Below are 25,928 nucleotides of genomic sequence, written 5' to 3'. Positions count from 1 at the left end.
CGCGAAGCCGTACGACACCGCCGGTCCACAGGGCCGGCGGTTTTCGTTGCGGCACCGCGTCTCGCTCGCGGCGCCGTCAGCCGGTGGTGAAGGCGCCCGGCGCCTCGCCCTCCGCCAGCGCGATCTCCTCGGACTCGACGCTGGTGACCTCGGCGTTCGGCGGCCCCTGCCACAGCCAGGCCGCCACGGCCTCGACGTCCTCCCGCGCCCCGCACAGCAGCACCTCCACGCGGCCGTCGGCCAGATTGATGGCGTAACCGGTCACCCCGGCCTGCCTCGCGCGCTCCTGGGTGGCGCGGCGATACCAGACGCCCTGGACGCGGCCGCTGACGCGCGCCTTGATGGCATGAATCTTCATACGACGCCTCCTGTGGTGAACGGTTGGCGATGATGATGTCCTAATCTATAGGGTGACATCGGCGTTTGCGCGGCCACAAGCCTCGCGGCGCCGCCTCGCTGCCCCGGTTTCCTCATAAGGGAGACGCCTCATGCCGGTCTTCGATCATCCCGACTTCGACCACCATCTGCAGGTCATCCACGGCTGCGACACGGCCAGCGGCCTGCGCGCCATCATCGCCATCCACAACACCACCCGCGGCCCCGCGCTGGGCGGGCTGCGCATCCATCCCTACGCCAGCGAGGCCGACGCCCTCACCGACGTGCTGCGGCTGTCCCGCGGCATGACCTACAAGTCGGCGCTGGCCGATCTGCCGCTGGGCGGCGGCAAGGCGGTGATCATCGCCGACCCGCGGCGCGACAAGACGCCCGAGTTATTGCAAGCCATGGGCCGACTGATCGACTCGCTGGGCGGGCGCTACATCACCGCCGAGGACGCCGGCTCCGACGAGGCGGACATGCACGTCATCGCAGAGGCCACCGAGCACGTCGGCGGGCTCGGCCGAGACGGGGCCTCCGGCGATCCCTCACCCTGGACCGCCCTCGGCGTCTTCCATGCCATGCAGAGCGCCATCTACCACGGCCTCGGCCGGGCGGAATCCGAGGATCAGCTCGCCGGGTTGCGCATCGCCCTCCAGGGCGTCGGACACGTCGGCGGTCGCCTGGCCCGGCGGCTGCACGATGCCGGCGCCCGGCTGGTGCTGGCCGACGTCGATCGCGACGCCGTGGCCCGTCTGGCCAGGGAGCTCGACGCCGACACCGTGGCCCCCGAGGCCATCGTCGATGCCGAGGTGGACGTCTTCGCCCCCTGCGCCATGGGCGCGGCGCTGACGCCGGAAGTGGTGAGGCGCCTCAAGGCGCGGGTGGTGTGCGGTGCGGCCAACAATCAGCTGGCCAGCCCCGAGGTGGCAGACCAGCTGCTGGCCCGCGGCATTCTCTACACGCCCGACTACGTGGCCAATGCCGGCGGCGTGATCGAGATCGCCTGGCAGCGCCGCGACGACGCCCGCCCCGAAGCGGTGATGGCGCATATCGCCGGGATCGGCACGACCCTGGACGAGATCTTCGCCAGGGCCGCGCAGGAAGGCCGCAGCCCGGCCCCGGTCGCCGACGACATGGCCCGGGAGCGCTTCGAGACCGGCGGCTGAGGCTCAGCGAGCCGAAGGGGGACGGGGCTCCGAATCGCCGGTGGCGCCATCGGCGTCCTCCGAGCTCGCCTCGGCGCGGGATGATGCGCTGGCAGGTTCGCCGGCGGGCGTGTCATCGGCCGCCTCGTGGGGCGACGCATCGTCCCGGTGGCGGCCGGGCCACCACCGCTGGCCGTTGGTCGCGGCCTCGTCCCGGGATTCGTCCTCGACCAGCTCGTGATGCACCAGCACGGCGGTATTGCGCGGGATCACCTTACCGCCCCGCGCCAGCAGCAGGCTCTTGGTGAAGGCGGCGCCGAACAGCAGGATCAGCGAGCTGTAGTAGACCCACAGCAGCACGACCACCACCGAGCCCGCCGCGCCGTAGGTGGACGCGGTGGCGGTGTAGGCCAGGTAGGTGGCGATGGCGCTGCGACCCACGGCGAACAGCAGCGCGGTGACCACGGCCCCCACCAGCACGTCGCGCCAGCTCAGCAGCACGTCCGGCAGCACCCGGAAGATGGTCGCGAACAGGGCGCTGACCAGCGCCAGGGAGATCAGGAACTCGATGGCCGCCGTCAGTGCGCCGACGAACGGCATCAGGTCATTGGCCGCTTGCAGCAGGGACTTGACCGCCACGCCCAGCACCAGCGACACCAGCAGGATGAAGCCGATGGCCAGTACCACCGTCATCGACAGGGTGCGCTTCTTCAGCAGCAGCAGCACGCTGTTGGCCTTCGGGTGAGCGGTAACGCCCCACAGGGTATTCAGCGAGTACTGCATCTGGCCGAACACGGTGGTCGCGCCGGCCAGCATGGCGCCGATCCCCATCAGCGTCGGCCACAGGCCGGAGGCCTCGATGCGCGACTGGGCCACGGCGCTCTGGATGGCCTCGGCGGCGCCGGTGCCCATGGTGCCCTCGAGCTGGGCGACGATCTGCCCCTGGGCGGCCTCCTCGCCCAGCACCAGGCCGATGACGGTCACCGCGATGATGATGGTCGGCGCCAGCGAGAACAGCGTGTAGAAGGCCAGCGAGCCGGCATAGCTGAAGGCGTTGCGCTCGACCCACAGCTTGACGGCATCGCGGGTCACGCCCCACCAGAAGAGTACGACCTGCTTGATACGGCTCCACATCACGATGTCTCCTTTACAGTCCCTTGCCACTTCAGCATACCGGAGCCCCCTGGTCGTCACGAGCATTAGCATTGCACGGCTTCATGGGGCTCACCATAATGGGGCCCTTTTCCCGCCGGAGCCCCGCCATGTGTCCGCCGCCGGACGCCGAGACGTCCTCCCCCGACTTCGACTGCCTGGTCTTCATCGGCCGCTTCCAGCCCCCGCACCTGGGGCATCTGGCGGTGATCCACGAGGCGCTCAAGCGGGCCCGGCAGGTGATCGTGCTGGTCGGGTCGGCCTGGCAGGCGCGCTCGCTGCGCAATCCGTGGCGCTTCGACGAGCGCCGCCGGATGCTGCGAAGCGCCTTCGACGCCGACGACAACGCCCGGCTCGAGATCGTGCCGCTGCTCGATGCGCTCTACAACAACGACGTCTGGGTCCGCGACGTGCAGCGCAAGGTGCGCGACATCGCCGCGCCGAGCCATGCGCGCCTGCCGCGCATCGGCCTGATCGGCGCCAGCCGGGGCCAGTCCAGCTACTACCTGTCGCTCTTCCCCCAGTGGGAGTCGGTCAGCGTGCCGATGGTCGAGGGCATCTCCGCCAGCCAGATCCGCGAGCGACTGTTTCGCTCGTCGATCGCCGCGGCGGACTACGCCAGCGCCGGCGCCTCGCATGACCTGCCGCCGGGCGTGGTGGACAGCCTCAAGGGGTTCCTCGAGACCGAGGCCTTCGAGCAGCTGGTGGAGGAACAGGGGCTGCTGGAGCAGTACCGCCAGGCCTGGGCCCAGGCGCCCTACCCGCCGGTGTTCGTCACCGCCTGCGCGGTGGTGGTCCAGTCGGGGCACGTGCTGCTGGTCAAGCGCACCGCGGCGCCCGGCAAGGGGCTCTATGCCCTGCCCGGCGGCTTCATCAGTCCTCAGGAGCGGCTGCTGGATGCCTGCCTGCGCGAGCTGCGCGAACGGGTGCGGCTCAAGGTGCCGGAGCCGGTGCTGAAGGGTTCACTGCGCGGGCAGCGGCTGTTCGACGAGCCGCATCGCAGCTGGCGGGGACGCACCCTGGCGGAAGCCTTCTACTTCGCCCTGCGCCCGGAGCAGCAGCTGCCGCAGCTCAAGCCGGTCAAGGGCGGCGACCACGCCCGCTGGGTGCCGCTGGCCGACCTCGAACCCGACGCGCTGTTCGAGGATCACTTCTTCATCATCCAGAACTTCCTGGGCCTGCCCGCCGACTTCGGCGGGCCCTGACAGGCGCCGGCGAGTCCCTGTCACCCCAACCATGATGCTGGAACGCTGAAAACGTCGAGATGTCCGTCACGAGCCGTCGAGCGCAGCAGGACATCCCGCCTTTTTCAGGCCTGGAGGAAATCCCGCGGCAGCTTCATCATCTGCCGCCACAGCTTCTCCACCCCCGGCTTGTGCACCAGCGAACAGCGATAGAGGCGGATCTCCAGCGGCACGTCATAGTTCTCGGGCCCAGCCCGCACCAGGCGCCCGCTGTTGAGCTCCTCGCGGATGCAGAAGTCGGGAATCCAGGCCATGCCCACGCCCTGCAGCACCATGCCCTTGAGGCCCTCGGCCATGGCCGTCTCGTAGACCACCCGCAGCCGCATGCGCAGCGGGTCGTTCTTGAGCAGCATGCGCACGCTGCGGCCGAGGAAGGCGCCCTGGGTGTAGGCGAGATACGGCACCTCCTGGCGCCCTTCCAGCGAGAAACGCGGCTTGCCCGCCTCGTCGGGCAGGCTCACCGGCACCATCTTGACCTGACCGATCGAGAACGACGGGAAGACCTCGGCATCGAGCTGCATGGTGGCGTAGGGATCGTAGTAGGCCAGCATCAGGTCGCAGTTGCCCTCCCGCAGCACGTGGATGGCGTCCCCCACGTTCATGGCGACCAGCCGCGTCGGCAGCTCGCCCACGCCCTTCTGCAGGCGCGAGATCCAGGGCGGAAAGAAGCTCAGCGCCAGGGAGTGAGCGGCGACGATGTCGAGCGCCTCGTTGGCCATCGACAGTCCACGCAGGTGACCGAGGCTCTCGTTGAGCTGCTCGACCATGTTGCGCGCGGTAACCAGGAACAGCTGCCCCTGGGGAGTGAGATCGACCGGCGTGGTGGAACGATCGACCAGGGTCACGCCGACGGCCTGCTCCAGGGAACGGATGCGGCGACTGAAGGCCGGCTGCGTGACATGACGCTGCCGGGCCGAGGCGGAAAAGCTGCGGGTATTGGCCAGGGCAACGAAGTCCTCCAGCCACTTGGTCTCGAGATTCACCACGACTCCGAACGGAATGCATGAAGGCCGCTAATGTACCCCAGCCAGCCTGACGACCCAAGACGATTCGCCGCTTTCCGCGTTCACTGCACCGGCGCGAACAGGTAGGCGCCCCGGGAGACCAGCTTCTTCCATAGCGGGCGCGAGCGGATCTCCTCCAGCGAGACCTCGCGACAGTTGGCGAAATCCCGCTCCAGCATGGTTTCCACTTCCGTGGCGAAGCCCTGATCCGGCACGAAGGCGGTGACCTCGAAGTTGAGCCGGAACGAGCGATTGTCGAGATTGACCGTGCCGACGCAGGCCGCGGCCTGGTCGATCAGGATCACCTTCTGGTGCAGGAAGCCCGGCTGGTAGCGGTAGACCCTGACCCCGGCGCGCAGCATGTCCGGCAGGAAGGAGAAGGCCGACAGGAACACCAGCAGGTGATCGGGCCGCTCGGGCATCATGATGCGCACGTCCACCCCACGCATGGCCGCCAGACGCAGGGCGTCCTGTACGCTGTGATCGGGCACGAAGTAGGGACTGGTGATCCATAGCCGCTCGTGGGCCCGGTGGATGGCGTGCTGCACCAGCAGGCTGGCGGTCTCCTGGGGGTCCGCCGGCCCCGAGGGCACGATGACCACGTTACGACACGCCTGATCGCTCTCGCGCGGCACCCAGTCCAGGCGGATCACCTCGCCGGTGGCCCAGTGCCAGTCTTCCCAGAAGGCCTCCTGCAGGCCGAGCACGCTGGGCCCGACCAGCTTGAGATGGGTATCGCGCCAATGGCCGTGACGGGCATGCTGGCCCAGGTACTCGACGCCGACGTTGTGCCCCCCGATCCAGCCCTGATAACCGTCGACCACCACGATCTTGCGATGGTTGCGGAAGTTGAGCTGGAAGCGATGACGCAGCCCACGTGACGAATGGAAGGCGCTGACCTCGATACCGGCTTCCCTCAGCGCCTTGAGGTAGCGCTCCGGCAGCGCGTGGCTGCCGATCTCGTCGTACAGGAAACGCACCCAGACGCCCCGCTCCGCCGCCGCCCGCAGATGCTCGCTGAGCCGATGACCCAGGTCATCGTCGCGGACGATGAAGAACTGGATCAGGATGTAGTCCTCGGCGGCATCGATCCCGTCGAACAGGCTGTCGAAGGTGGCCGTGCCGTCGATCAGCAGCTCGGCGTCGTTGCCCCGGGTCATCGGCATCATCGCCAGCTTCTCCACGGCCCGCACGTCGGCCTCACGGGCGCCGGCCAGATAGGGGGCGACCCGCTCACGATAGCCTTCCAGCACGCGGCGCAGCACGGTATCGCGCTCGCCCCTCGCGGAGACGTAGCCGTAGAAGCGCGGGCGCCCGAACACCCAGTAGGCCGGCACCGCCAGATAGGGCACCGTGACCAGCGACAGGATCCAGGCGATCGCCCCCTGGGAGGTGCGCGCCGACATCAGCGCCTTCACCGCCGACAGCATGCCGAGCAGATGAAGGGCGAGGATCAGCAGGCCGAACAGCCATGACGTCATGAGCAGGCTCCCTTTCCGTGGGATGTGCGCGAGGGTCCCCAGCATACGCAAAACGACGACGGCCCCGCCAGATGGCGGGGCCGTCGATTCTCACGCTGGCGTCGGGGATCAGACGCGCTCGGCGATGATCTCCTTCCACTTGGCCGGACCGGTCTGGTGGACCGAGGTGCCCGCGCTGTCCACGGCCACGGTCACCGGCATGTCCTCCACCTCGAACTCGTAGATGGCTTCCATGCCCAGGTCCTCGAAGCCGACCACGCGGGCCTGCTTGATGGCCTGGGCCACCAGGTAGGCAGAACCGCCCACCGCCATCAGGTAGACGGCCTGGTTGTCGCGGATCGCCTCGATGGCCGCCTCGCCCCGCTCGGCCTTGCCGACCATGCCCTGCAGGCCGGTCTGTTCGAGCATGGTGCGAGTGAACTTGTCCATGCGGGTCGCGGTGGTGGGGCCGGCCGGACCGACCACCTCGTCGCCGACCGGATCGACGGGCCCGACGTAGTAGATGAAGCGGCCCTTGAGGTCCACCGGCAGGGTCTCGCCCCTGGCCAGCATGTCGACCATGCGCTTGTGGGCGGCATCGCGGCCGGTCAGCAGCTTGCCGTTGAGCAGCAGGGTGTCGCCGGGCTGCCAGCTCTGCACCTCTTCCGGAGTGATATCGTCGAGGTTGACGCGCTTGACGTTGTCGCCCGCCTCGCGGGTGATCTCCGGCCAGTCCTCGAGCTTCGGCGCCGGCAGCGCCGCCGGGCCGGTGCCATCCAGCGTGAAGTGGGCGTGACGGGTGGCCGCGCAGTTGGGGATGATCGCCACCGGCTTGTTGGCCGCGTGGGTCGGGTAGTCCTTGACCTTGATGTCGAGCACCGTGGTCAGGCCACCCAGGCCCTGGGCGCCGATGCCGGTCTGGTTGACCTTGTCGTAGAGCTCGAGGCGCAGCTCCTCGGCGCGATCGGATGCCCCCCGGGCCTGCAGGTCCTGGATGTCGATCGGGTCGAGCAGCGACTCCTTGGCCAGCTCCATGGCCTTCTCGGCGGTACCGCCGATGCCGATGCCGAGCATGCCGGGCGGGCACCAGCCGGCGCCCATCTTGGGCAGCTGCTCGAGCACCCAGTCGACCACGCTGTCGGAGGGGTTGAGCATGGCGAACTTGGACTTGGCCTCGCTGCCGCCGCCCTTGGCCGCCACGTGCACCTCGACGGTATCACCGGGCACCAGCTTGTGGTGGATGATCGCCGGGGTGTTGTCCTTGGTGTTCTGACGCTTGCCGTCCGGGTCGGCCAGCACCGAGGCGCGCAGGATGTTGTCGGGCAGCTTGTAGGCCCGGCGCACGCCCTCGTTGACCATGTCGTCGAGGCTCATGTCGGTCTCGAAGCGCACGTTCATGCCGACGTGGACGAAGACGGTGACGATGCCGGTGTCCTGGCAGATCGGCCGATGGCCGGTGGCGCACATCCGCGAGTTGATCAGGATCTGGGCGATGGCGTCCTTGGCCGCGGGGTTCTCCTCGCGCTCGTAGGCCGCCGCCATGGCGTCGATGAAGTCCTTGGGATGGTAGTAGGAGATGTACTGCAGGGCATCGGCGACGCTCTGGATGAGGTCATCCTGGCGGATCACGGTCATGGGCAAGACGCTCCATTGGTGGGTCGACACGCCCGCTTCTCAAGACAGGTGCCGGACTCAACGCTGATCCGACAGATGCCTGCGGCCTGAAACCGGTGGCGGGCTCGAACGGGGCGACATTATATCGCACTTGCCTTCCAGCGGCAGCGCCACCGAGGTTAGCGAGGTAAGGAAAACAGAAGATAACGGTATATTTTTTCACCGAGAACCTCGAGGGCTCAGTCCGGCTGGCAGGACGGGCAGCGATAGAGCCGCCGCGAGGCCACGCCGAGCTTCTCGATCGGCCGCCCGCAGCGATGGCAAGGCAGGCCCTCACGCTCGAAGGCGGCGAAGCGCCAGCGCCTGCGGCTGCGCCCCTCGCGCCGGTCGGCGGCGGCCCAGTCGTCGCGGTTGGTCACCCCGCCGGTCTCGTAGGAGCGCCGCGTCAGGGCCAGCATCTGCCCGGCAAGCTCGCGACGCTCGTCGTCGCTCAGGTCGACCGGCCGGGCCCGATGGGAGAGCGCGGCGAAGAACAGGATCTCCGAGCGCAGGTAGTTGCCGAGCCCCGCGACCAGCGACTGGTCCAGCAGCAGGCCGCCCAGGCGGCGCCCGCGCCAGCGCGGGTCCATCAGCCGCTCGACGAGGGTGTCGACCGTGACCTCATGGGTCAGCAGATCGGGACCGAGCCGCGACAGGAAGGGATGCTCGTGCAGGCGCCCTGCTTCCCACAGCGACACATCGGAGGCGCTGTAGAGGCTCGCCATGCGATCCCCGGCGGTCAGGCGCACGCGCAGCGAGCGTTGGGTATCGGGCTCCCGCTCGGCGTCGTGGAGCTTCCACACGCCATAGAGCTGGTTGTGGGAATAGAGCACCCGACCGTCGTCGAAGCGGGTCAGCAGCGCCTTGCCCCAGCTGTCGACCGCCCTCACCTCGCGGCCGATCAGCGAACCGGCCTGATCCGCCAGCTCGGGAAACGCGAACCAGGCGTCGTCGAGACGACGCCCGGCGAGGTGGTCGTGCAGCGCATCCGCCGCACGACGAATCTCGGGGCCTTCCGGCATGCTTTCTCCTTGCTGATACCGTCCCTGCTCAACCGCCGGTGACTAGCCCACGGCCAGCTGGCGCTCCTTGAGCTCCAGCAGCCGGTCGCGCAGCCGCGCGGCCTCCTCGAACTCGAGGTTCTGGGCCGCCTCGGACATGGCGTCCTCCAGCCGGGTGATCTCCTTGGCCAGCTCGGCCGGCCCCAGGTCGTTCGGATCGTAGACCGTCGAGCCCTCGGCCACCTTGCGCTCGCTCTTGCGGCCCTTGCCCTTGCGCCCCGGGGCCTCGGCGGCCTCGAGGATGTCGGCCACCGAGCGATGCACCGTCTCCGGCACGATGCCGTGCTCCTCGTTGTGGGCGATCTGCTTGGCCCGGCGACGCTCGGTCTCGTCCATGGCACGGCGCATGGAATCGGTGATGCGGTCGGCGTAGAGCACCGCCTTGCCGTGGGCGTTGCGTGCCGCGCGGCCGATGGTCTGGATCAGCGAGCGCTCGTTGCGCAGGAAGCCTTCCTTGTCGGCGTCGAGGATCGCCACCAGCGACACCTCGGGGATGTCGAGGCCCTCGCGCAGCAGGTTGATGCCGACCAGCACGTCGAACTTGCCGAGGCGCAGGTCGCGGATGATCTCGACCCGCTCCACGGTGTCGATGTCGGAGTGCAGGTAGCGCACCCGCACGTCGTGCTCGTCGAGATACTCGGTGAGGTCCTCGGCCATGCGCTTGGTCAGGGTCGTGACCAGCACGCGCTCCTCCACCGCGGTGCGCTCGCGGATCTCGGACAGCAGGTCATCGACCTGGGTGGAGGCCGGACGCACCTCGAGCTCGGGGTCGAGCAGCCCGGTGGGCCGCACCACCTGCTCGACCACCTGACCGGCGTGCTCGGCCTCGTAGGGGCCGGGCGTGGCCGAGACGAAGACCGTCTGCGGGCTGATCCGCTCCCACTCCTCGAACTTCATCGGGCGGTTGTCCAGCGCCGAGGGCAGCCGGAAGCCATACTCGACCAGGGTCTCCTTGCGCGAGCGGTCGCCCTTGTACATGCCGCCCACCTGAGGAACGCTGACGTGGGACTCGTCGATGAACAACAGCGCGTCGCTGGGCAGGTAGTCGAAGAAGGTCGGCGGCGCCTGGCCCGGCTCGCGGCCCGAGAGATAGCGCGAGTAGTTCTCGATGCCGTTGCAGTAGCCGAGCTCGAGCATCATCTCGATGTCGTAGAGGGTGCGCTGCTCGAGGCGCTGGGCCTCCACCAGCTTGTCGTGCTGGCGCATGAAGGCCAGCCGCTCCGCGAGCTCCTCCTTGATGCGGTCGATGGCGCCCATGATGGTCTCGCGGGGCGTGACGTAGTGCGACTTCGGGTAGATCGTCATGCGCGGGACCTTGCCGCGCACCTCGCCGGTCAGCGGGTCGAACAGGCTGATGCCGTCGATCTCGTCGTCGAACAGCTCCACCCGCACCGCCTCGTCCTCGGCGTCGGCCGGGAAGATGTCGATCACGTCGCCGCGCACCCGGTAGGTGCCGCGCTTGAAGTCCAGGTCGTTGCGGGTGTACTGCAGCTCCGCCAGGCGGCGCAGGAAGGCCCGCTGGTCGATCAGCTCGCCGCGATTGAAGTGCAGGCGCATCTTCAGGTACTGATCGGGATCGCCGAGGCCGTAGATGGCCGACACCGAGACCACGATCAGGGCGTCGCGACGCTCGAGCAGCGCCTTGGTCGCCGACAGCCGCATCTGCTCGATGTGGTCGTTGATCGAGGCGTCCTTCTCGATGAAGGTGTCCGAGGACGGCACGTAGGCCTCGGGCTGGTAGTAGTCGTAGTAGGAGACGAAGTATTCCACGGCGTTGTCGGGGAAGAACGACTTGAACTCGCCGTAGAGCTGGGCCGCCAGCGTCTTGTTGGGCGCCATGACGATGGTCGGACGCTGCAGGCGCTCGACCACGTTGGCCATGGTGTAGGTCTTGCCCGAACCGGTCACGCCGAGCAGCGTCTGGTGGGCAAGCCCCGCATCGAGCCCGTTGACCAGGCCCTGGATGGCCGTGGGCTGGTCGCCGGCGGGCCGGTACTTGGACTCGAGTCGGAATGCCTTGCTCATCGGGTCTCCTGGTCTGGTGACGACAGGTCACATGAATCTGGGGGCTCAGTCGCGCTGCCGGGTGGTGATCTCCACCGTGGCGGCGGTCATCAGGCGGTGGATCGGGCACTTGTCGCTGATTTCCTCGAGCCGCGCCCGCTGGGCGTCGTCGAGATCGCCGAGGAAGGCCATGACGACCTCCAGACGATAGACGCCGTGGCGCTCCTCGCGTTCATCGCGATTGACCGTCACCTCGACGCCCTCCAACGGCCATTCCTTGCGCCGCGCGTACATCTGGGCGGTGATCGCCTTGCAGGCGCCCAGCGAGAGGTCGAAGTAGTCGTGAGGATCGGGCGCGCTGCCCTCGCCGCCGAAGGCCTCGGGGACGTCGACGAACAGGTCCTCCGCGCCCTCGAGCTCGACCCGCTGGCGGAGCACGCGATCGCGCTGGCTGGTGACACGGATCGGCGGCTTCATCACGACACCTCGATGCCGAGCCCCAGCTTCTTCACGGCCTGAATCAGCGCCTCGCGGCGCGCCCGGCCGTCGACCTCCGCCCCGTGACGGCCGACCTCGACACTCTCGACGCCGTCGAGCATCATCAGGGCGGTGGTGATGCGATTGACCTGATCGGCGTTCTCGACGCCCTTGAAGGTAAGGCTCTGCTGGGCCATGGGCTGGCTCTCCGGTCGGCTGGATGGGAATGGCACGAGTCTAGCATGCCGCCTCGGGGCCCGGCAGCGGTTGCAATGCCGCCCCGACGCCCTCATCTCGGGGGACCAAAGGCCTAAGGAAAGAGACGAGGAAGACCCCACATGAATGATTGGCTCGACCGCCTCGGCGGCCGCCGGGAAGACGACACGCGCCTCGTCTTCGAGACGCCGGACCAGGCCCATCTCGCCATGGACGCCACCGTGATGACGCCGCTGGTCCACCTGGGCATCCTCGATGTCAGCGGCGCCGACGCCGAACGCTTCCTGCAGGGCCAGACCAGCGCCCAGGTGTCGCTGGCCGACGGCACCTTCGCGCCGCTCACCAGCTTCTGCACGCCCAAGGGCCGGATGCTGGCCAATGCCCAGCTGTGGCGCGTGGCCGAGGGACACTACCGGCTGCTGATGCATCGCAGCCTGGTGGCCGGCCTGCACGGCCATCTCAAGAAGTTCGCGCCCTTCTACAAGGCCGAGCTCAGGGTCCGCGACGACCTGGCGCTGATCGGGCTGATCGGCCGCGAGGCGCCGGCGGTGGCCGAGGCGCGCCTGGACGTGCGACCGCCCACGGCCTGGCATCAGGCCAACGGCGACGATCTTCAGCTGCTCGCCCATCCCGGGCCGCGCCCCCGCCTGCTGGCCAGCCTGCCCGCCGAGCGCGCCGAGGCCGTCTGGCAGTCGCTGGCCGATCAGGCCACTCCGGTCGACAACGCCATCTGGCGCCTGCACGACATCCAGGCCGGGCTGGCCTGGCTGAACGCCGACCAGGCCGACGCCCATCTGCCGCAGATGCTCAACTGGGAGGCGCTCGGCGGCATCAGCTTCAAGAAGGGCTGCTATACCGGCCAGGAAGTCGTGGCCCGCGCGCACTTCCGGGGCCAGGTGAAGAAGCGCCTGGTACGCGGTCAGCTCGAGGGTGAGCGACTGCCCGCCGAGGGCAGCGCCGTGGAGGATGCCAACGGCAAGAGCCTGGGCGAGGTGCTGTGCGCCGAGCTCGACGCCTACGGCCAGCCGGAAGTGCTGGCGGTGATGAGCACCCGGGAAGCTCCCGAACCGCTCAGCGTCGACGGCCAGCAGTTCAAGCGCCTGCAACTGCCCTACCCGCTCGAGCGCCTGGACCCGGAGAGCCTGGCCACCAAGGCCTGAACGAACGCCTCACGCACGCACCGGCAGGCCGAACAGCCGCCGGGCGGTGGCGGTGCTGTCCGCCGCCACCCGCTCGGCGGACTGCCCCCGAAGCTCGGCCACCCGGCGACACACCTCGCTCACCCTGGCCGGCTCGTTGCGCTCCCCCTGATGACCGGCCGGCGGCATGTCCGGGCTGTCGGTCTCCAGCACGTAGCCATCGTCCGGCAGCGCCGCCACGCTGCGCTGCAGGCGTCTCGCCCGCTCGTGGGTCAGCGCCCCGCCGAGCCCCACCGCGAAGCCGAGATCGAGAAACGCCTTCGCCTGCTGCGGCGAGCCGGCGAAGGCGTGGATCAACCCGCCGGTCTCAGGCGCCAGCTGACGCAGCCGCTTGGCCAGCCGGTCGTTGGCCCGCACGCAATGGATCACCAGCGGCAGATTGCGCGCCTTGGCGAGGCGGACCTGGGCGTCGAACAGCGCCCACTGGGCGTCCAGGGTGTCGGTGAGGCGCGCATCGATGCCGCACTCGCCCAGCGCCACCGCCTCGGGATGCGCGTCCAGCGCCGCCGCCAGGGCATCGATATCGCCCTCGCGGTGATCCTCCATGAAGTAGGGATGCAGCCCCAGGCAGACGCTGACGTCGTCCCGTGCCCCCAGCGCCAGCACCCGCGGCCAGTCACGACGCCGGGTGCCCGGCACCACGAAGTGCTCGACGCCCGCCGCATGGGCACGCGCCAGCACCGCCTCGCGGTCGGCGTCGAAGTCGGGGAAGTCCAGATGGCAGTGGGCGTCGATGAGCATGGGCTCAAGCTACAAGCTACAAGCTGCAAGCTGCAAGCTGCAAGCTGCAAGCTGCAAGCTGCAAGCTGCAAGCTGCAAGCTGCAAGCTGCAAGCTGCAAGCTGCAAGCTGCAAGCTGCAAGCTGCAAGCTGCAAGTCAGCAGCATGAAACCGCCCGAAGCAAAAGAAAACCCGAAGGCCAAGGCCTTCGGGTTTTCTTGTCGCTCGGCGCTTGTAGCTCCGGGCGCAGCCCGGGTCAGTGCTCGCGGGTCGGGCTGAAGCGAACGTCCGGCCAGCGTTCCTGGGTCATCTGCAGGTTGACCCGGGTCGGCGCGATGTAGGTCAGGTAGCCGCCGCCGTCGATGGCGAGGTTCTGGCTGGCCTTGCGCTTGAACTCCTCGAGCATCTTGGCGTCGTCGCAGTAGACCCAGCGGGCGGTCTGGACGTTGATGCCCTCGTAGAGGCAGTCGACCTTGTACTCTTCCTTGAGGCGATGGGCGACCACATCGAACTGCAGCGTACCCACGGCGCCGAGGATCAGGTCGTTGTTGTCCATCGGCATGAACACCTGGGTGGCGCCCTCCTCGGACAGCTGCTGCAGGCCCTTCTGCAGCGCCTTCATCTTCAACGGATCCTTGAGGCGCACGCGCTTGAACAGCTCCGGGGCGAAGTGCGGGATGCCGGTGAAGCGCATGTCCTCGCCCTGGGTGAAGGTGTCGCCGATCTGGATGGTGCCGTGGTTGTGCAGGCCGATGATGTCGCCGGGCCAGGCTTCCTCGACGTGGGAACGATCCGAGGCCATGAAGGTCAGGGCGTCGGCGATCTTGACGTCCTTGCCGATACGCGTGTGGCGCATCTTCATGTTCTTCTCGTACTTGCCCGAGCAGACCCGCAGGAAGGCGATCCGATCGCGGTGGTTCGGGTCCATGTTGGCCTGGATCTTGAACACGAAGCCGGTGAACTTGCCGTCCTCGGACGCCACCGTGCGCAGGTTAGTCTCCCGCGACTGGGGCGCCGGCGCATACTCGACGAAGCCGTCCAGCATCTCGCGCACGCCGAAGTTGCCCATGGCGGTACCGAAGTACACCGGGGTCAGCTCGCCGCGGCGATAGGCCTCGAGATCGAACTCGTGGGAGGCGCCGCGCACCAGCTCCACCTCCATGCGTAGTTCCTCGGCGGCGTCCTCGCCCAGGATCTCGTCGACCTCGGGGCTGTCGAGGCCCTCGATGCGCTTGTCCTCGGGGATCCGGTTGCCCTGGCCCTGGGTGTAGAGATGGATCACGTCGTTGTAGAGGTGATAGACGCCCCTGAAGTGACGGCCCATGCCGATCGGCCAGGTCATGGGCGCGCACTGGATGTTGAGCACCTTCTCGACCTCGTCCATCACCTCGATGGGATCGCGGATGTCCCGGTCCATCTTGTTGATGAAGGTCAGAATCGGCGTGGTGCGCAGCCGGCAGACCTCCATCAGCTTGATGGTACGGTCCTCGACGCCCTTGGCGCCGTCGATCACCATCAGCGCCGAGTCCACCGCGGTCAGGGTCCGGTAGGTGTCCTCGGAGAAGTCCTCGTGGCCCGGGGTATCGAGCAGGTTGACGATACGCCCGCCGTAGGGGAACTGCATCACGGAGGTGGTCACCGAGATGCCGCGCTCCTGCTCCATCTTCATCCAGTCGGAGGTGGCATGGCGATCGTCGCGCTTGCTCTTAACCGAGCCCGCCATCTGGATGGCGTTTCCGAACAACAGCATCTTCTCGGTGATGGTGGTCTTACCGGCGTCCGGGTGCGAGATGATCGCGAAGGTGCGGCGCAGCGCGGCTTCTTGGGCGATAGGGTCGGTCGACATTGAGGCTCGTTGCTGATCTGTGCTCACCCGCGGACTCGGGCGTCCGAGGACCGCGGGCGATGATGGGTGTGAGAAATGCGGAGATTGTACCGCCAGGCCCGCCCGCTGTCTCGACAGCATGACGTCGGGCAGACACTCGGCGGCGGGGCGATGGCTTACGAGGATGTCTGAGATCGCCGACAAGGCGCTGGCGCGCCGGCAGACTACCATCAGCGCTGACATCACCTAATAGAGAACAATCAAATGGACGATATCACGCTGATGCCTGAACCTCGCGGGGGGTGGCTCATGATGTGTCCCTGCGGAGCCAGTGAGATTCGCCCATCGACGATGGACACCTGGCACGAATTCGGCGTTACCGCGGTCGAGGATCGCACCTACCTGCTGGTCTGCGGCCAGTGCCAGCAGCGCACCGTCTATCGACAGCCGGCGCCGGCCCAGGAGGACGACCGCTAGCCGGCCCCCTACACCACTGCTCCGAGCGCATCGCCCAGCGCCTCGATGATGAACGCCTTCACCTGCGGATCGTCGGGCTCGGCCACTTCCACCGCCAGCAGGCGCATGGCCAGGATGTCGCTGCCGCGGCTGACATCGTAGAGCGGATAACAGCGCGCGCCGGACTGCAGCATCAGAAAGAGCCCCTGCCGGGGGTCCCAGCCGACGCCGCGCAGCGGCTCACGGCGCGGAACGGCGAAGACCACCTCGGGCGCCGCGCCGCCACGCTGGTGCAGTCGATGAAGGGGACGCCGCTCGACCTCGACATGACACATGTGACCGCCTCCGCGCTGACCGCTGGGACCTAAACAATAGTCCAAAGGAGGGAGGCCGAAGGCTCATGTGCGGATGAAAGTTTTGCGTCCACGGCGTTGTCGAACAGCGGTCGATCTCCGACTCGGCGCTCAGTGCGCCCTCCCTCGCCTTCCTCCCTCAGACCTCCTCGTCAAGGCTCTCGGCCAGCGCCCGCTGCCAGCGGGAATCGCGCTCGCCGCAGGCGATGAAGGCCGGATTGAGCAGCGAGGCCTGACGATTGCAGCGCAGCGGCGTCAGGGTCCGGGCATCCAGCACCTCGCCCCCGGCGGCGGTCACCACCGCCTGCGCCGCGGCCGTGTCCCACTCGCTGGTCGGCCCGAAGCGCGGATAGAGATCGGCGACGCCGTCGGCCACCAGGCACAGCTTCAGAGAACTGCCTCGCGAGACGAGTTCGTGCCGCGGCAGGCGCTCCAAAAAGCCCGCCAGGGACGACAAGCCATGGGAGCGGCTGCCCATGACGTGCCAGGGCTCGCGGTCAGGATCCGGCAGCGCGCGCACGCCGATCGCCCGCGTCTCGCCGGCCTCGCGCCGCCAGGCGCCTTCCCCCAGCTGGCCGAACCAGCTCACGCCGAGCGTCGGCGCATGCACGATGCCTAACGTCGGCACGCCGTCCTCGATCAGCGCCACGTTGAGCGTGAAGTCGCCGCTGCGGCGAATGAATTCCTTCGTGCCGTCCAGCGGATCGACCAGCCAGTAGCGCCGCCAGGTGCGGCGCGTGTCGTAGGACACGGCCTCCGACTCCTCGGAGAGCACCGGCAGCGTCGGCGTCACCTCGCCGAGCAGCTCGACCAGCGCATGATGCGCGCAGAGGTCGGCCTCGGTGACCGGGCTGTCGTCGGCCTTGGTCGCCACGTCGAAGGGCCGCCGATAGATCGCCATCACCGCCTCGCCCGCCGCCTCGACGCCCGCCAGCAGACGCTCGCGCGCCTCGGGCGTGACGAAGGCTATCTCCTCGCCGGCACCGGGCCTCACCATGGCAGGCGCTCGCCGTTGCTGTGCCAGAAGCCGCCGCTCGTCTCCAGGGTCAGCGCCTCGATGCGCTCGGCGAGCCCGGCGGCGGCTTCCTCGGGGTCGATCAGCCCGCCGAAGTTGACCATCCGCGTCTGCACATAGCCCGGGTGCAGCTGGGCCACGGCGATGCCGCGCGGCGCCAGGTCCACCGCCAGCGACTTGCCGAAGGCGTTCAGTGCCGCCTTGGAGGCGCGATACCCGTAGCGTCCGCCGGAATCGTTGTCGGCGATCGAGCCCATGCGGCTGGTGATGTTGGCGATCTTCGCCCCCTCGCCCAGGCACGGCAGCAGCGCCTCGACCACCCGCAGCGGCGCATAGGCGTTGATCTCCATCTGGGCACGGATCGCATCGAAGTCGATCTCGCCCAGCACCTCGTCGTGGAGCATCCCGGCATTGTTGACCAGCAGCGCCAGCGACTGGCCCTCGAGCTCGGCCGCCAGGCGCGCGATGTCTTCCTCTCGCGTCACGTCGATGCCCTCGATGACGCGAGCCGCCACCTCGGCCAGCTCGAAGGACGCCTCCCGGCAGACGCCGATCACGGCCCAGCCCGCCTCGTGATAATGACGCGCCAGCGCCAGGCCGACGCCGCGATTGGCGCCGGTGATCAGTACGGTGGATGTCATGTCGCCTCCTTGGATATCCAAAACACCATTGTGCAGAAAATTGCTCAAAAATTGTCGCAAGCCGATTTTTTGAGAAGTATGGTTCTCAAAAAAAGCCTCCCTGCTCTATCCTGAGTAGCATATTGCTCAAAACAGACGCCTTCCATGCAGCTGACGATACAGATCCACCACCAGGCACGCTGGCAGGACGCCGCGCTTCTCGAGATTCCTGCGCCGGAACGGGGAACGCGTGGCCCCGCCAGGATGGGATACTTCCAGGACTATGCCCTGGCATGGATGTTCCACGACGACGAACATGCGTGCAGCCTGACCCTGCCCGTCGAACTGATGATGACCCACCGCGGCGATCGCTGGTTCGGCTTTCTAGAGGACATCATGCCGGCCGGTGCCAGCCGCCGCTACTGGATCGACCATCTGGGCCTGCAGGATCTCGACGCCGGCCAGCAGGACAGCGAACTGCTGCGTCTCGGCACCATCGCACCGGTGGGCAATCTGCGCATCCGCGAGGCACTGCCCGAACGCCCGCCCGGGGATGCACTGGCGTCCCTGCGCTTTCCGCTGGAAGACGTGCTGGAACGCCACACCGACTTCCTCGAATACGCCCAGCAGATGGGCGCCGCAAGCGGCGGCGCCACCGGGGCCGGTGGCGAGGCACCCAAGCTGCTGATACGTCGCACCCCGGAGCGTCAGGTGTGGATCGATACCTGGCAGGACGACACCACCACGCCCGACGCCCATTACCTGGTCAAGTTTCCCCGCGGGAGCCGCAGCGACGACGACTGCGACATCCTGCGCGCCGAATATCACTATTACCGCGAGCTGCATGCCCTCGGCGTGGATACCGTGCCGCTCGAGGGCCTGGAGCTCCACGAGGGCACGCGCTATCCCTCTCTCTGGCTGCCGCGCTTCGACGTCGAATGGCGCCAGGGCCAGCTCCATCGCCACGGCCTGGAATCGGTGTACGCGCTGCTCGGCGCCGCACCGGGCACCCACCTGCGCCATCCCGCGGTCATTCGCCGACTGGTGGCGCTGCTGAAGGGACAGCATCGGGTGCGCGAGGGCAACGAGCCCTTCGATACGGCCGCCTTCGTCGTCGACTGGGTCACGCGGGACCTGCTCAATCTGGCCTTCGGCAATTCGGACAACCACGGTCGCAATGCCGCCCTGCTCAAGCGCCCCGAAGGCATATGGCACGCGCCGGTCTATGACTTCGCACCCATGAAGGCCGACCCCGAGGGCGTGACCCGGACGACACAGTGGGGCCCGGAATTCGAACGAGGCGGAGACGTCGACTGGCCGGCGGTCGCCGAGCACCTGGCGGATCTGGTCGAGCCGGAGCGCCTGATGGGTGAGCTGCGAGCCCTTGGCGAGCGCCTGACGGGCCTTCGCGATCGACTGGCGAATCGCGGCGTGCCGTCGCGCATCCTGGACATGCCGGCGGTGGGGCTGAACCATCTCGACGATCGCCTGACGCGCTGGGGGCTGACATGAAGCCACAGGCCCGCTCTCCCGAAGCGCGCCAGGCGGCGCTGCTCGAACAGCTGCGGCTGCTGATGCGCGGCGAGACCACCGAAGGCCGCGTGCTGCGGACGCTGCGTCGCGAGGTCCTGGGCCTGACCCAGACGGCCTATGCCGAGCTGGTCGGCGTCAGCCGGCGCACCCTGTCGGACATCGAGCGGGATGCCGGCAACGCCTCCATGGCCAGCCTCGATCGGGTCTTCCGTCCGCTGGGGCTCAGGGTCGGCCTGATGCCGCGACAGCCCGAACTGCTGGCCGAACTGCTCGACGACGAGTCATGACCGAACCGTTCACGTTCCCCTGGCATCCGGCACCGCCTCGCGCCCGAAGCGCTCGCGCAGGGGCTCGAGATAGCTGAGCAGCGCCGGAATCACCGCCAGCACCAGCAGCGTCGAGAGCCCCAGCCCGAAGGCGATGGAGACCGCCATCGGGATCAGGAACTGGGCCTGCAGCGAGGTCTCGAACAGCAGCGGCATCAGCCCGCCGATGGTGGTCAGCGAGGTCAGCAGCACCGCCCGGACCCGCTGCACCACCGCCTCGTTCAGCGCGGCATCGATGGCCAGCCCGCGGTGGCGCTGCTGGCGGTAGAAGGTCACCAGGATGATGGCGTTGTTGACCACGATGCCGGAGAGCCCGAACAGGCCGAACAGCGACAGCATGGTCAGGTCGAGCCCCATCAGCCAGTGGCCCAGCAGCGCGCCCACCAGCGCCAGCGGGATCGTCGCCATGACGATCAGCGGCAGGCTCCATGAGGCGAACACCCAGGCCAGCACCACGTACATCAGCGCCAGCCCGACCAGGAGCCCGACGCGCATGTCGGCGAAGGTCTCGCGCTGGTCGGCGGCGCGGCCCTCGAAGCTGTAGCGCACGCCGTGTTCGCGCATCAGCGTCGGCAGTACCGTGGCGGCGAGATCGGCCAGGATACGGTCGGGCGTATTGACCGCGGCGTCCACCTCGGCGGTGACCTCCACCGCCAGCCGCCCGTCGGCGTGGCGCAGCGTCTCGAAACCCTGGCGATAGCCGAAGCGGGCCACCTGATCGAGGGGCACGAAGGCGCCGTCCGGGGTGCGAATCGACAGCCGCGACAGTGAGCTGAGCCGTTCGCGCTGCTCGCAGGGCAGCAGCACCCGCACCTCGACCTCGTCCGGGCCGTCCTGATAGACCTGCACCAGCCTGCCGTCGTAGGCCGCACGCAGCTGGCGCCCCAGCTCGCGGGTGGTCAGCCCCAGCGCCTCACCGCGCGGACTGACCCGGTAGATCAGCTGCTCGCGGCCCCAGGGCATGTCGTCCTCGGTGGCCAGCACCCCGGGCAGCTGGGAAAGCGAGCGCGACAGCGATGTCGCCGCCGCCTTCAGGGGCTCGGCGGTATCGCCGGTCAGGCGCACGTTGACGTCCTTGCCCGGCGGGCCGGCGCTGCGCTCGCTGATGGTCAGGTTCTCGATGCCCGGCGGCGGATCGAGGCGTGCGCGCCAGTCGCGGATGATCTCGGCGTTGCGCGCCGTGCGATCGTCGGAGGGAATCAGCTCGACCATGATCGAGCCCAGGTTGTCGCCGCTGCGCCCGGCCTGCCCCTCGGCGATCACCGCGCCGTGCCGCGTCACCGCCTGGGCCACCAGGCCACCGCCCAGCGCCTCGTCGGTGGCCTCGAGGGCGGCTTCCATGTCGCTCAGGAAGGCATCGACCTGAGCGCGATCGGTGCCGGCGACGAAGCTCGCGTTGGCATAGAGCACGTTGGGCTCGGGCGTGGGGAAGAAGTTGAAGGCCAGCCGCCCGCCGGCCAGCAGCCCCACCGTGACCAGCACCATGGCCACCGCTGCGGCCAGGGTCGCGGCCCGGTAGCGCAGCGTCAGCGACGAGAAGCGCCGGAAGGGGCCCTCGCGGAAGGCGTCGAAGGCGGCATCGAAGCGAGCGCGGGGGCGCGCCAGCGGCAACGGCCTCGCTGCCCTGGCGCCTGTCGACGCGGCGGGCACGAAGGCGTTGCGAAGATGGGCGGGCAGCACCACGAAACACTCCAGCAGTGAGGCGACCAGCACGCAGATCATCACCACCGGGATGTCGCCGAGGATGCTGCCGATCACGCCGCCCACCATCAGCAGCGGCATGAAGGCCGCCACCGTGGTCAGCGAGGAGGCCATCACCGGCCACAGCATGCGCCGCGCCGCGCCCTCCGAGGCGCGCCGGGACGCCTCGCCCTGGCGAAAGTGGGCATCGGCATCCTCGCCGACCACGATGGCGTCATCGACGATCACCCCCAGCGCCATGATCAGCGCGAACAGCGAGATCATGTTGATCGAGCCGCCGATGATCCAGAACGTCGCCATGGCACCGAGGAAGGCGGTGGGAATGCCGACCGCCACCCAGAAGGCCACCCTCCCCGGCAGGAAGAAATACAAAAGCCCCAGCACCAGCAGCAGACCGCCCAGGCCATTGCTGATCAGCAGCCCGATGCGCTCGGCGATCAGCTGCCAGGTCTCGTCGTGGACCTCGAGCGTCACCGTGGGCGGCAGCAGCGGGCGCGTCTCGTCGAGCCAGGCCCGCAGCGTCTCGGCCGCCGCCAGGGAGTTGCCGTCCTCGCTGCGCTGCAGCAGCAGCTCCACCGCGCCCTGGCCTTCACGGCTCAGCGTCACCTCGCCCTGCCGGGGCTCCTGGCGGATGATGGCGATGTCGCCCAGGCGCAGCTGCACGCGGTCGCTGCCGAGAATCGGCAGCTCGCCGAAGCCGGCCGGCGAGCGGCGCTGCTCCACGGCACGCAGCTCGCGGGTGCTGTCGCGCTGGCCGATCAGCCCCGCCGGCAGGTCCCGGGACATGGCCTCGACGCGCTCGGCGATCTCGTCGAGGGACAGCTGCAGCCCCTCCAGGCGCCGGGCCGGCACCTCGATGCTGATCTGCTGCTCGGGCAGGCCCTCGATCTCCACCCGGTCGAGGCCCGCCTGCAGCAGCGAGTCCTCGAGCCGATTGGCCAGATGACGCAGCTCGTCGTCGGACAGCGCGCCGTGAATCAGCAGCCGCGCCACCGGCTCGAAGTGCGCCACCCGGCTGATGCGCGGCTCCTCGGCATCGACCGGCAGGTGGGTGAACTCGTCGACCGGCTGGCGCACGTCGTCCAGCGACAGCACCGGATCGGTGCCCTCGCGGAATTCCAGGCTGATGCTGGACACGCCCTGGGCCGAGGTCGAGGTCATGCGCTTCAGCCCCTCGATGCTGCGCAGGCGCTGCTCCAGCGGCAGGGTGATGCCCTGCTCCACGTCCTCGGCGGCGGCCCCGCTCCACACCGTGCTCACGCTGACCACGTCGAGGGCGAAGTCGGGGAAGAACTGGACGTTCATGCGCGCAAGCCCGAGCGCGCCCCCCAGCAGCATGACCAGCATCACCAGATGCGCGGCGACGCGGTGGTGGACGAAGAAGCTCAGTGGGCCGCGACGCCGGCTCATGGGCGCTCCCCGGTCCTGTGGTCTTTTTCCCCGGCGACCTCGACCCTGAGGCCCTCCGCGGCGTTGGGCAGATGGGTGACGATCACCTGCTGACCCTCGGCCAGCCCCGCGCCGCTGACCAGTACCCAGCCGTCGCCGGGCGCCGTGGCGTCGTTCACCGGGCCATGACGCTCGACGCGCAGTCGGCGCATGCGATCGTTCTCGTCGCGCAGGTAGAGCACCTCGTCGCCGTAGAGCGCGCTGGCCGGGATCGCCAGGCTATCCGCCACCGCCGGGCGACGCAGCGTCACGTCGACCAGGCTGCCCGGCCGCAGTCCCCGGGGCTCGCCCACCAGGCGCAGGATCGCCTCGGTGCCGCCCGGCGCGCTCTCGCCGACGAAGCCATCGAGGCGAAACCGCGCGCCCTCGCCCTGGGCGACGGGATGCTCGCCGTTGTCCAGCGCCGCCTGCAGCTCGTCGAGATAGGCGCTGGGCACCTGGGCGCGAAGTTCCAGGCCATCACGCGGGTAGATCGACAGCAGTTCGGCGCCCTCGCCGACACGCTCCCCGGGCGCCACCGTCACGCCGCTGACGATGCCCTCGAAGGGCGCCAGGACCCTGGCCCGTTCGGCGTCGCGACGCGCCTCGGCGAGCCCGGCCCTGGCCTCGGCGAGCCCGGCCTCGAGCTGGGCCAGCCGGGCGGGATGGCCGGCCAGGGCGCCTTCCCGGGCGTCGACGGTCACCCGCGCCTGGGCCAGGGCGTCGCGGGCATCGTCCAGCGACGAGGCCGAGGCCAGATTGCGATCGGACAGCGAGCGCACACGCGCGAGTCGGCGGCCGGCGTTGTCGAGCAGCTCGCGCTCCCGGGCCAGTGCGGTGCGATCGCTCTGCTGGCGCACGCGTTCGGCCTCGATCTGCGCCGCCAGGTCGGCGACCCGGGCCTCGGCTCGCGCCACCACCGGCGCCACGTCCGCCTCGTCCAGGACCACCAGCGGCTCGCCTTCGGCCACGCGCTGGCCGTCGCGCACCGGCCGTTCGGCGATGCGCGCGGGCAGCGGCGCGGTGAAGGTCAGCGCCTCCGGGGCGACGATCTCGCCGTAGAGCGGCAGCAGCGGCGCATGGTTCGACAGCGCCACGGACAGCGTCTCGACGCGCCAGCTGCGCTCCTGGGGCGCCACCTCGGCGGGTTCCGGGCGCGTCGCCCGCAGGCCGAGAAAGGCGCCGGCGCCGAGCGCCAGGAACAGCACGGGGATCAGCAATCGTCGCATCGGCCATCCATCGGACAGGATTCGAAGACTCCAATATACCGTCTGAACCGCACGGAGAAACCCGAGATTCGTCGTCGGCTTGCGCGCCGTCATGGTTCCGTCATCCCGCGCCCCTAAGGTCGTGCCCCGACTTCCAAGGGAGACGATCGATGCGACAGGGACGCGACATCCTGGGTCTGGGCGTTCAGCCCCGGAGCAGCCGGCCACGGGCCGGGCACGACACCATCACGCCATCATCATCGCCGAAGCCCCGCCGGCCGGCAGTGACCTCCGGGGTGATGAGCGTGGACCTGCTGACCGGGCGCGCCATGCGCTGGTCACGGGGCGGCGACCACGGCCGGTCGGGGAGCGACGCCTGACCGCACCCCGCCGCGGGACGCGGTGCGGAGCGATCGGGTATCATCGCGAGCACGATTCTGCCGCGGAGCCCCCATGCCAGCCGCCCTGCCCCTGCCGCTGTCCACCCCCAACCGCAACATGGTGCGCCTGACCATCGTCCGAGGCATCACCTGGACCGGTTTCCTGTTCGGCATCGTGATCGGCGTGACGGGGCTCGGCTTCGAGCTCGACCTGCCCGCCGTGGGCGCGGTGATCGTGGTGATGGCGCTGATCAACATCGGTACCTGGTGGCGGCTGGGCCGTCCACGGGACGTCAGCCACCGCGAATACCTGGCGCACCTGCTGGCCGACATGGCGGGCCTGACGCTGCTGTTCTACTTCACCGGCGGGGCCACCAATCCCTTCATCAACTACTACCTGGTGCCGGTGACCATCGCCGCCGCCACGCTGCCGTGGCGTCATGCCTGGGGCGTGGCCGCCGCGGGCCTGGCCGGCACCAGCTTCCTGATGGTCTTCTATCATCCCGTGCCTCAACTCGGCATGCCGCACCTGCAGGACGGCATCAGCCTGCATATCCTCGGCGTGTGGCTGAACTTCGCGCTGTCCGCGGGACTGGTGACCTTCTTCATCTTCAAGATGGCCCGCGCCCTGCGCGGCCGCGAGCAGGCCCTGTCGCGCACCCGCGAGGCGGTACTGCGCAACGAGCAGGTGCTGGCCGTGGCCACCCAGGCCGCCGGCACCGCCCACGAGCTCGGCACCCCGCTGTCGACCATGGCGGTGCTGCTCAACGAGATGCGCGATGACGCCCGGGGCAACGAGCTGCTGGAGAAGGACATCGACCTGCTGCGCGAGCAGGTCGCCACCTGCAAGTCGCGGCTGCGCCACCTGGTGGACAACGCCGACCGGCGCCGCATGGCCAGCCCCGAGGTGCGCGAGGCCACCGAGTGGCTCGAGGAGGTCGTGCAGCGCTGGCTGGTGCTGCGCCCGGACGTCGGCTACCGCCTCGAGGTGACCGGGCGCCGCGGCACGCCGCGCCTGACCGTCGACACCACCCTCGCCCAGGCGATGACCAACCTGCTCAACAACGCCGCCGATGCCAACCCGGACAACATCCTCATCCAGCTCGACTGGAAGGCCGACGAGGTGGTGATCGACATTCGCGATCACGGTCCCGGCGTGTCGCTGGACATCGCCGACCAGCTCGGCGAGACCTTCGTGTCCACCAAGAGCAAGGGCCTCGGCATCGGCCTGTTCCTGACCCATGCCACCATCAACCGTTTCGGCGGCGGCGTGCGGCTGTACAATCATCCCGAGGGCGGCACCCTGACCGAGGTGACCCTGCCTCGCAGCGCCCCCGCCGTCTGAGCGGCCCCGATTCCAGCGAGGATGCC

General features: G+C 68.9%; 24 protein-coding genes. 8 read left to right on the top strand and 16 right to left on the bottom strand.

Annotated features, from left to right (window positions below; translation table 11 throughout):
- Positions 1-76 precede the first annotated feature (76 nt).
- The gene (locus tag FIU88_RS08645; protein ID WP_152478925.1) at positions 77-358 is read right to left on the bottom strand and encodes an acylphosphatase; all 282 of its coding nucleotides are present in this window, start codon (positions 356-358) and stop codon (positions 77-79) included.
- A 130-nt stretch (positions 359-488) separates the two neighbouring features.
- Between FIU88_RS08645 and FIU88_RS08640 the strand changes: the two genes are divergently transcribed.
- Complete coding sequence (locus tag FIU88_RS08640; protein WP_152478924.1) at positions 489-1,544, top strand: Glu/Leu/Phe/Val dehydrogenase; 1,056 nt, start codon at positions 489-491, stop codon at positions 1,542-1,544.
- A 3-nt stretch (positions 1,545-1,547) separates the two neighbouring features.
- On the opposite strand, the gene FIU88_RS08635 is transcribed toward FIU88_RS08640, so the two are convergent.
- Positions 1,548-2,657, bottom strand: a complete 1,110-nt coding sequence (locus FIU88_RS08635; protein ID WP_152478923.1) for a YihY/virulence factor BrkB family protein — start codon at positions 2,655-2,657, stop codon at positions 1,548-1,550.
- A gap of 128 nt (positions 2,658-2,785) precedes the next feature.
- Here FIU88_RS08635 and FIU88_RS08630 point away from each other — a divergent pair, with 128 nt between their 5' ends.
- Positions 2,786-3,880 (top strand): bifunctional nicotinamide-nucleotide adenylyltransferase/Nudix hydroxylase, encoded by a 1,095-nt coding sequence (locus FIU88_RS08630; protein ID WP_152478922.1) that lies wholly within the window; start codon positions 2,786-2,788, stop codon positions 3,878-3,880.
- Positions 3,881-3,984: 104 nt separating this feature from the next.
- Here FIU88_RS08630 and FIU88_RS08625 read toward each other — a convergent pair whose 3' ends face one another.
- The 7 genes from FIU88_RS08625 to FIU88_RS08595 all read right to left on the bottom strand — a co-directional run bounded on the left by FIU88_RS08625 (position 3,985) and on the right by FIU88_RS08595 (position 11,775).
- Complete coding sequence (locus tag FIU88_RS08625; RefSeq protein WP_016854876.1) at positions 3,985-4,902, bottom strand: LysR substrate-binding domain-containing protein; 918 nt, start codon at positions 4,900-4,902, stop codon at positions 3,985-3,987.
- A gap of 83 nt (positions 4,903-4,985) precedes the next feature.
- The gene (gene cls / locus FIU88_RS08620) at positions 4,986-6,404 is read right to left on the bottom strand and encodes a cardiolipin synthase (RefSeq protein ID WP_152478921.1); all 1,419 of its coding nucleotides are present in this window, start codon (positions 6,402-6,404) and stop codon (positions 4,986-4,988) included.
- A gap of 108 nt (positions 6,405-6,512) precedes the next feature.
- Entirely contained in the window at positions 6,513-8,018 is a 1,506-nt protein-coding gene (locus FIU88_RS08615; protein ID WP_016854874.1) for a fumarate hydratase, read from the bottom strand.
- Between the two features lie 218 nt (positions 8,019-8,236).
- Positions 8,237-9,058, bottom strand: a complete 822-nt coding sequence (nei, locus tag FIU88_RS08610; protein WP_152478920.1) for an endonuclease VIII — start codon at positions 9,056-9,058, stop codon at positions 8,237-8,239.
- A 42-nt stretch (positions 9,059-9,100) separates the two neighbouring features.
- Positions 9,101-11,122: an excinuclease ABC subunit UvrB gene (gene uvrB, locus FIU88_RS08605; RefSeq protein WP_016854872.1), complete on the bottom strand. Its 2,022-nt coding sequence runs from the start codon at positions 11,120-11,122 to the stop codon at positions 9,101-9,103.
- 45 nt (positions 11,123-11,167) lie between these two features.
- On the bottom strand, positions 11,168-11,578 hold the full coding sequence (locus FIU88_RS08600; protein WP_016854871.1) for an OsmC family protein: 411 nt from the start codon (positions 11,576-11,578) through the stop codon (positions 11,168-11,170).
- Positions 11,578-11,775, bottom strand: a complete 198-nt coding sequence (locus FIU88_RS08595) for a hypothetical protein (protein ID WP_016854870.1) — start codon at positions 11,773-11,775, stop codon at positions 11,578-11,580. The genes FIU88_RS08600 and FIU88_RS08595 overlap by 1 nt, the downstream gene beginning before the upstream one ends.
- Before the next feature lie 141 nt (positions 11,776-11,916).
- Here FIU88_RS08595 and FIU88_RS08590 point away from each other — a divergent pair, with 141 nt between their 5' ends.
- Entirely contained in the window at positions 11,917-12,954 is a 1,038-nt protein-coding gene (locus tag FIU88_RS08590) for a folate-binding protein YgfZ (protein WP_152478919.1), read from the top strand.
- A 9-nt stretch (positions 12,955-12,963) separates the two neighbouring features.
- Here the strand turns inward: FIU88_RS08590 and FIU88_RS08585 are convergent, their stop codons facing one another.
- On the bottom strand, positions 12,964-13,734 hold the full coding sequence (locus tag FIU88_RS08585) for a TatD family hydrolase (protein WP_152478918.1): 771 nt from the start codon (positions 13,732-13,734) through the stop codon (positions 12,964-12,966).
- Positions 13,735-13,968: 234 nt separating this feature from the next.
- Positions 13,969-15,558, bottom strand: coding sequence for a peptide chain release factor 3 (gene prfC, locus FIU88_RS08580; RefSeq protein ID WP_152478917.1), 1,590 nt, complete (start codon positions 15,556-15,558; stop codon positions 13,969-13,971).
- A 330-nt stretch (positions 15,559-15,888) separates the two neighbouring features.
- On the opposite strand from prfC, the gene FIU88_RS19505 reads away from it, so the two are divergent.
- The gene (locus FIU88_RS19505) at positions 15,889-16,014 is read left to right on the top strand and encodes a hypothetical protein (protein ID WP_016854866.1); all 126 of its coding nucleotides are present in this window, start codon (positions 15,889-15,891) and stop codon (positions 16,012-16,014) included.
- 8 nt (positions 16,015-16,022) lie between these two features.
- Here FIU88_RS19505 and FIU88_RS08575 read toward each other — a convergent pair whose 3' ends face one another.
- The 3 genes from FIU88_RS08575 to FIU88_RS08565 form a co-directional block, all read right to left on the bottom strand.
- Entirely contained in the window at positions 16,023-16,328 is a 306-nt protein-coding gene (locus FIU88_RS08575; protein WP_152478916.1) for a hypothetical protein, read from the bottom strand.
- 157 nt (positions 16,329-16,485) lie between these two features.
- Positions 16,486-17,343, bottom strand: coding sequence for a 3'(2'),5'-bisphosphate nucleotidase CysQ (gene cysQ, locus FIU88_RS08570; protein WP_152478915.1), 858 nt, complete (start codon positions 17,341-17,343; stop codon positions 16,486-16,488).
- Positions 17,337-18,002, bottom strand: a complete 666-nt coding sequence (locus FIU88_RS08565) for an SDR family oxidoreductase (protein ID WP_152478914.1) — start codon at positions 18,000-18,002, stop codon at positions 17,337-17,339. Before FIU88_RS08565 ends, cysQ begins: the two co-directional genes overlap by 7 nt.
- A 144-nt stretch (positions 18,003-18,146) precedes the next feature.
- Here FIU88_RS08565 and FIU88_RS08560 point away from each other — a divergent pair, with 144 nt between their 5' ends.
- Positions 18,147-19,493 carry a type II toxin-antitoxin system HipA family toxin gene (locus FIU88_RS08560; protein ID WP_152478913.1) on the top strand — a complete coding sequence of 449 codons (1,347 nt, stop codon included), beginning with the start codon at positions 18,147-18,149 and terminating at the stop codon, positions 19,491-19,493.
- Complete coding sequence (locus FIU88_RS08555; protein WP_016854861.1) at positions 19,490-19,801, top strand: helix-turn-helix transcriptional regulator; 312 nt, start codon at positions 19,490-19,492, stop codon at positions 19,799-19,801. Before FIU88_RS08560 ends, FIU88_RS08555 begins: the two co-directional genes overlap by 4 nt.
- Before the next feature lie 9 nt (positions 19,802-19,810).
- Here the strand turns inward: FIU88_RS08555 and FIU88_RS08550 are convergent, their stop codons facing one another.
- Positions 19,811-22,951 carry an efflux RND transporter permease subunit gene (locus tag FIU88_RS08550; RefSeq protein ID WP_152478912.1) on the bottom strand — a complete coding sequence of 1,047 codons (3,141 nt, stop codon included), beginning with the start codon at positions 22,949-22,951 and terminating at the stop codon, positions 19,811-19,813.
- Complete coding sequence (locus FIU88_RS08545; RefSeq protein WP_152478911.1) at positions 22,948-24,198, bottom strand: efflux RND transporter periplasmic adaptor subunit; 1,251 nt, start codon at positions 24,196-24,198, stop codon at positions 22,948-22,950. The genes FIU88_RS08550 and FIU88_RS08545 overlap by 4 nt, the downstream gene beginning before the upstream one ends.
- A gap of 149 nt (positions 24,199-24,347) precedes the next feature.
- Between FIU88_RS08545 and FIU88_RS08540 the strand changes: the two genes are divergently transcribed.
- Both FIU88_RS08540 and FIU88_RS08535 read left to right on the top strand, forming a co-directional pair.
- Positions 24,348-24,557, top strand: coding sequence for a hypothetical protein (locus FIU88_RS08540; protein WP_152478910.1), 210 nt, complete (start codon positions 24,348-24,350; stop codon positions 24,555-24,557).
- 73 nt (positions 24,558-24,630) lie between these two features.
- Complete coding sequence (locus tag FIU88_RS08535) at positions 24,631-25,902, top strand: ATP-binding protein (protein ID WP_152478909.1); 1,272 nt, start codon at positions 24,631-24,633, stop codon at positions 25,900-25,902.
- Positions 25,903-25,928 lie beyond the last annotated feature (26 nt).

It is taken from the genome of Halomonas sp. THAF12 (assembly GCF_009363675.1).
GTDB lineage: Bacteria > Pseudomonadota > Gammaproteobacteria > Pseudomonadales > Halomonadaceae > Halomonas > Halomonas smyrnensis.
This window is presented reverse-complemented; position numbering and strand designations above follow the sequence as displayed.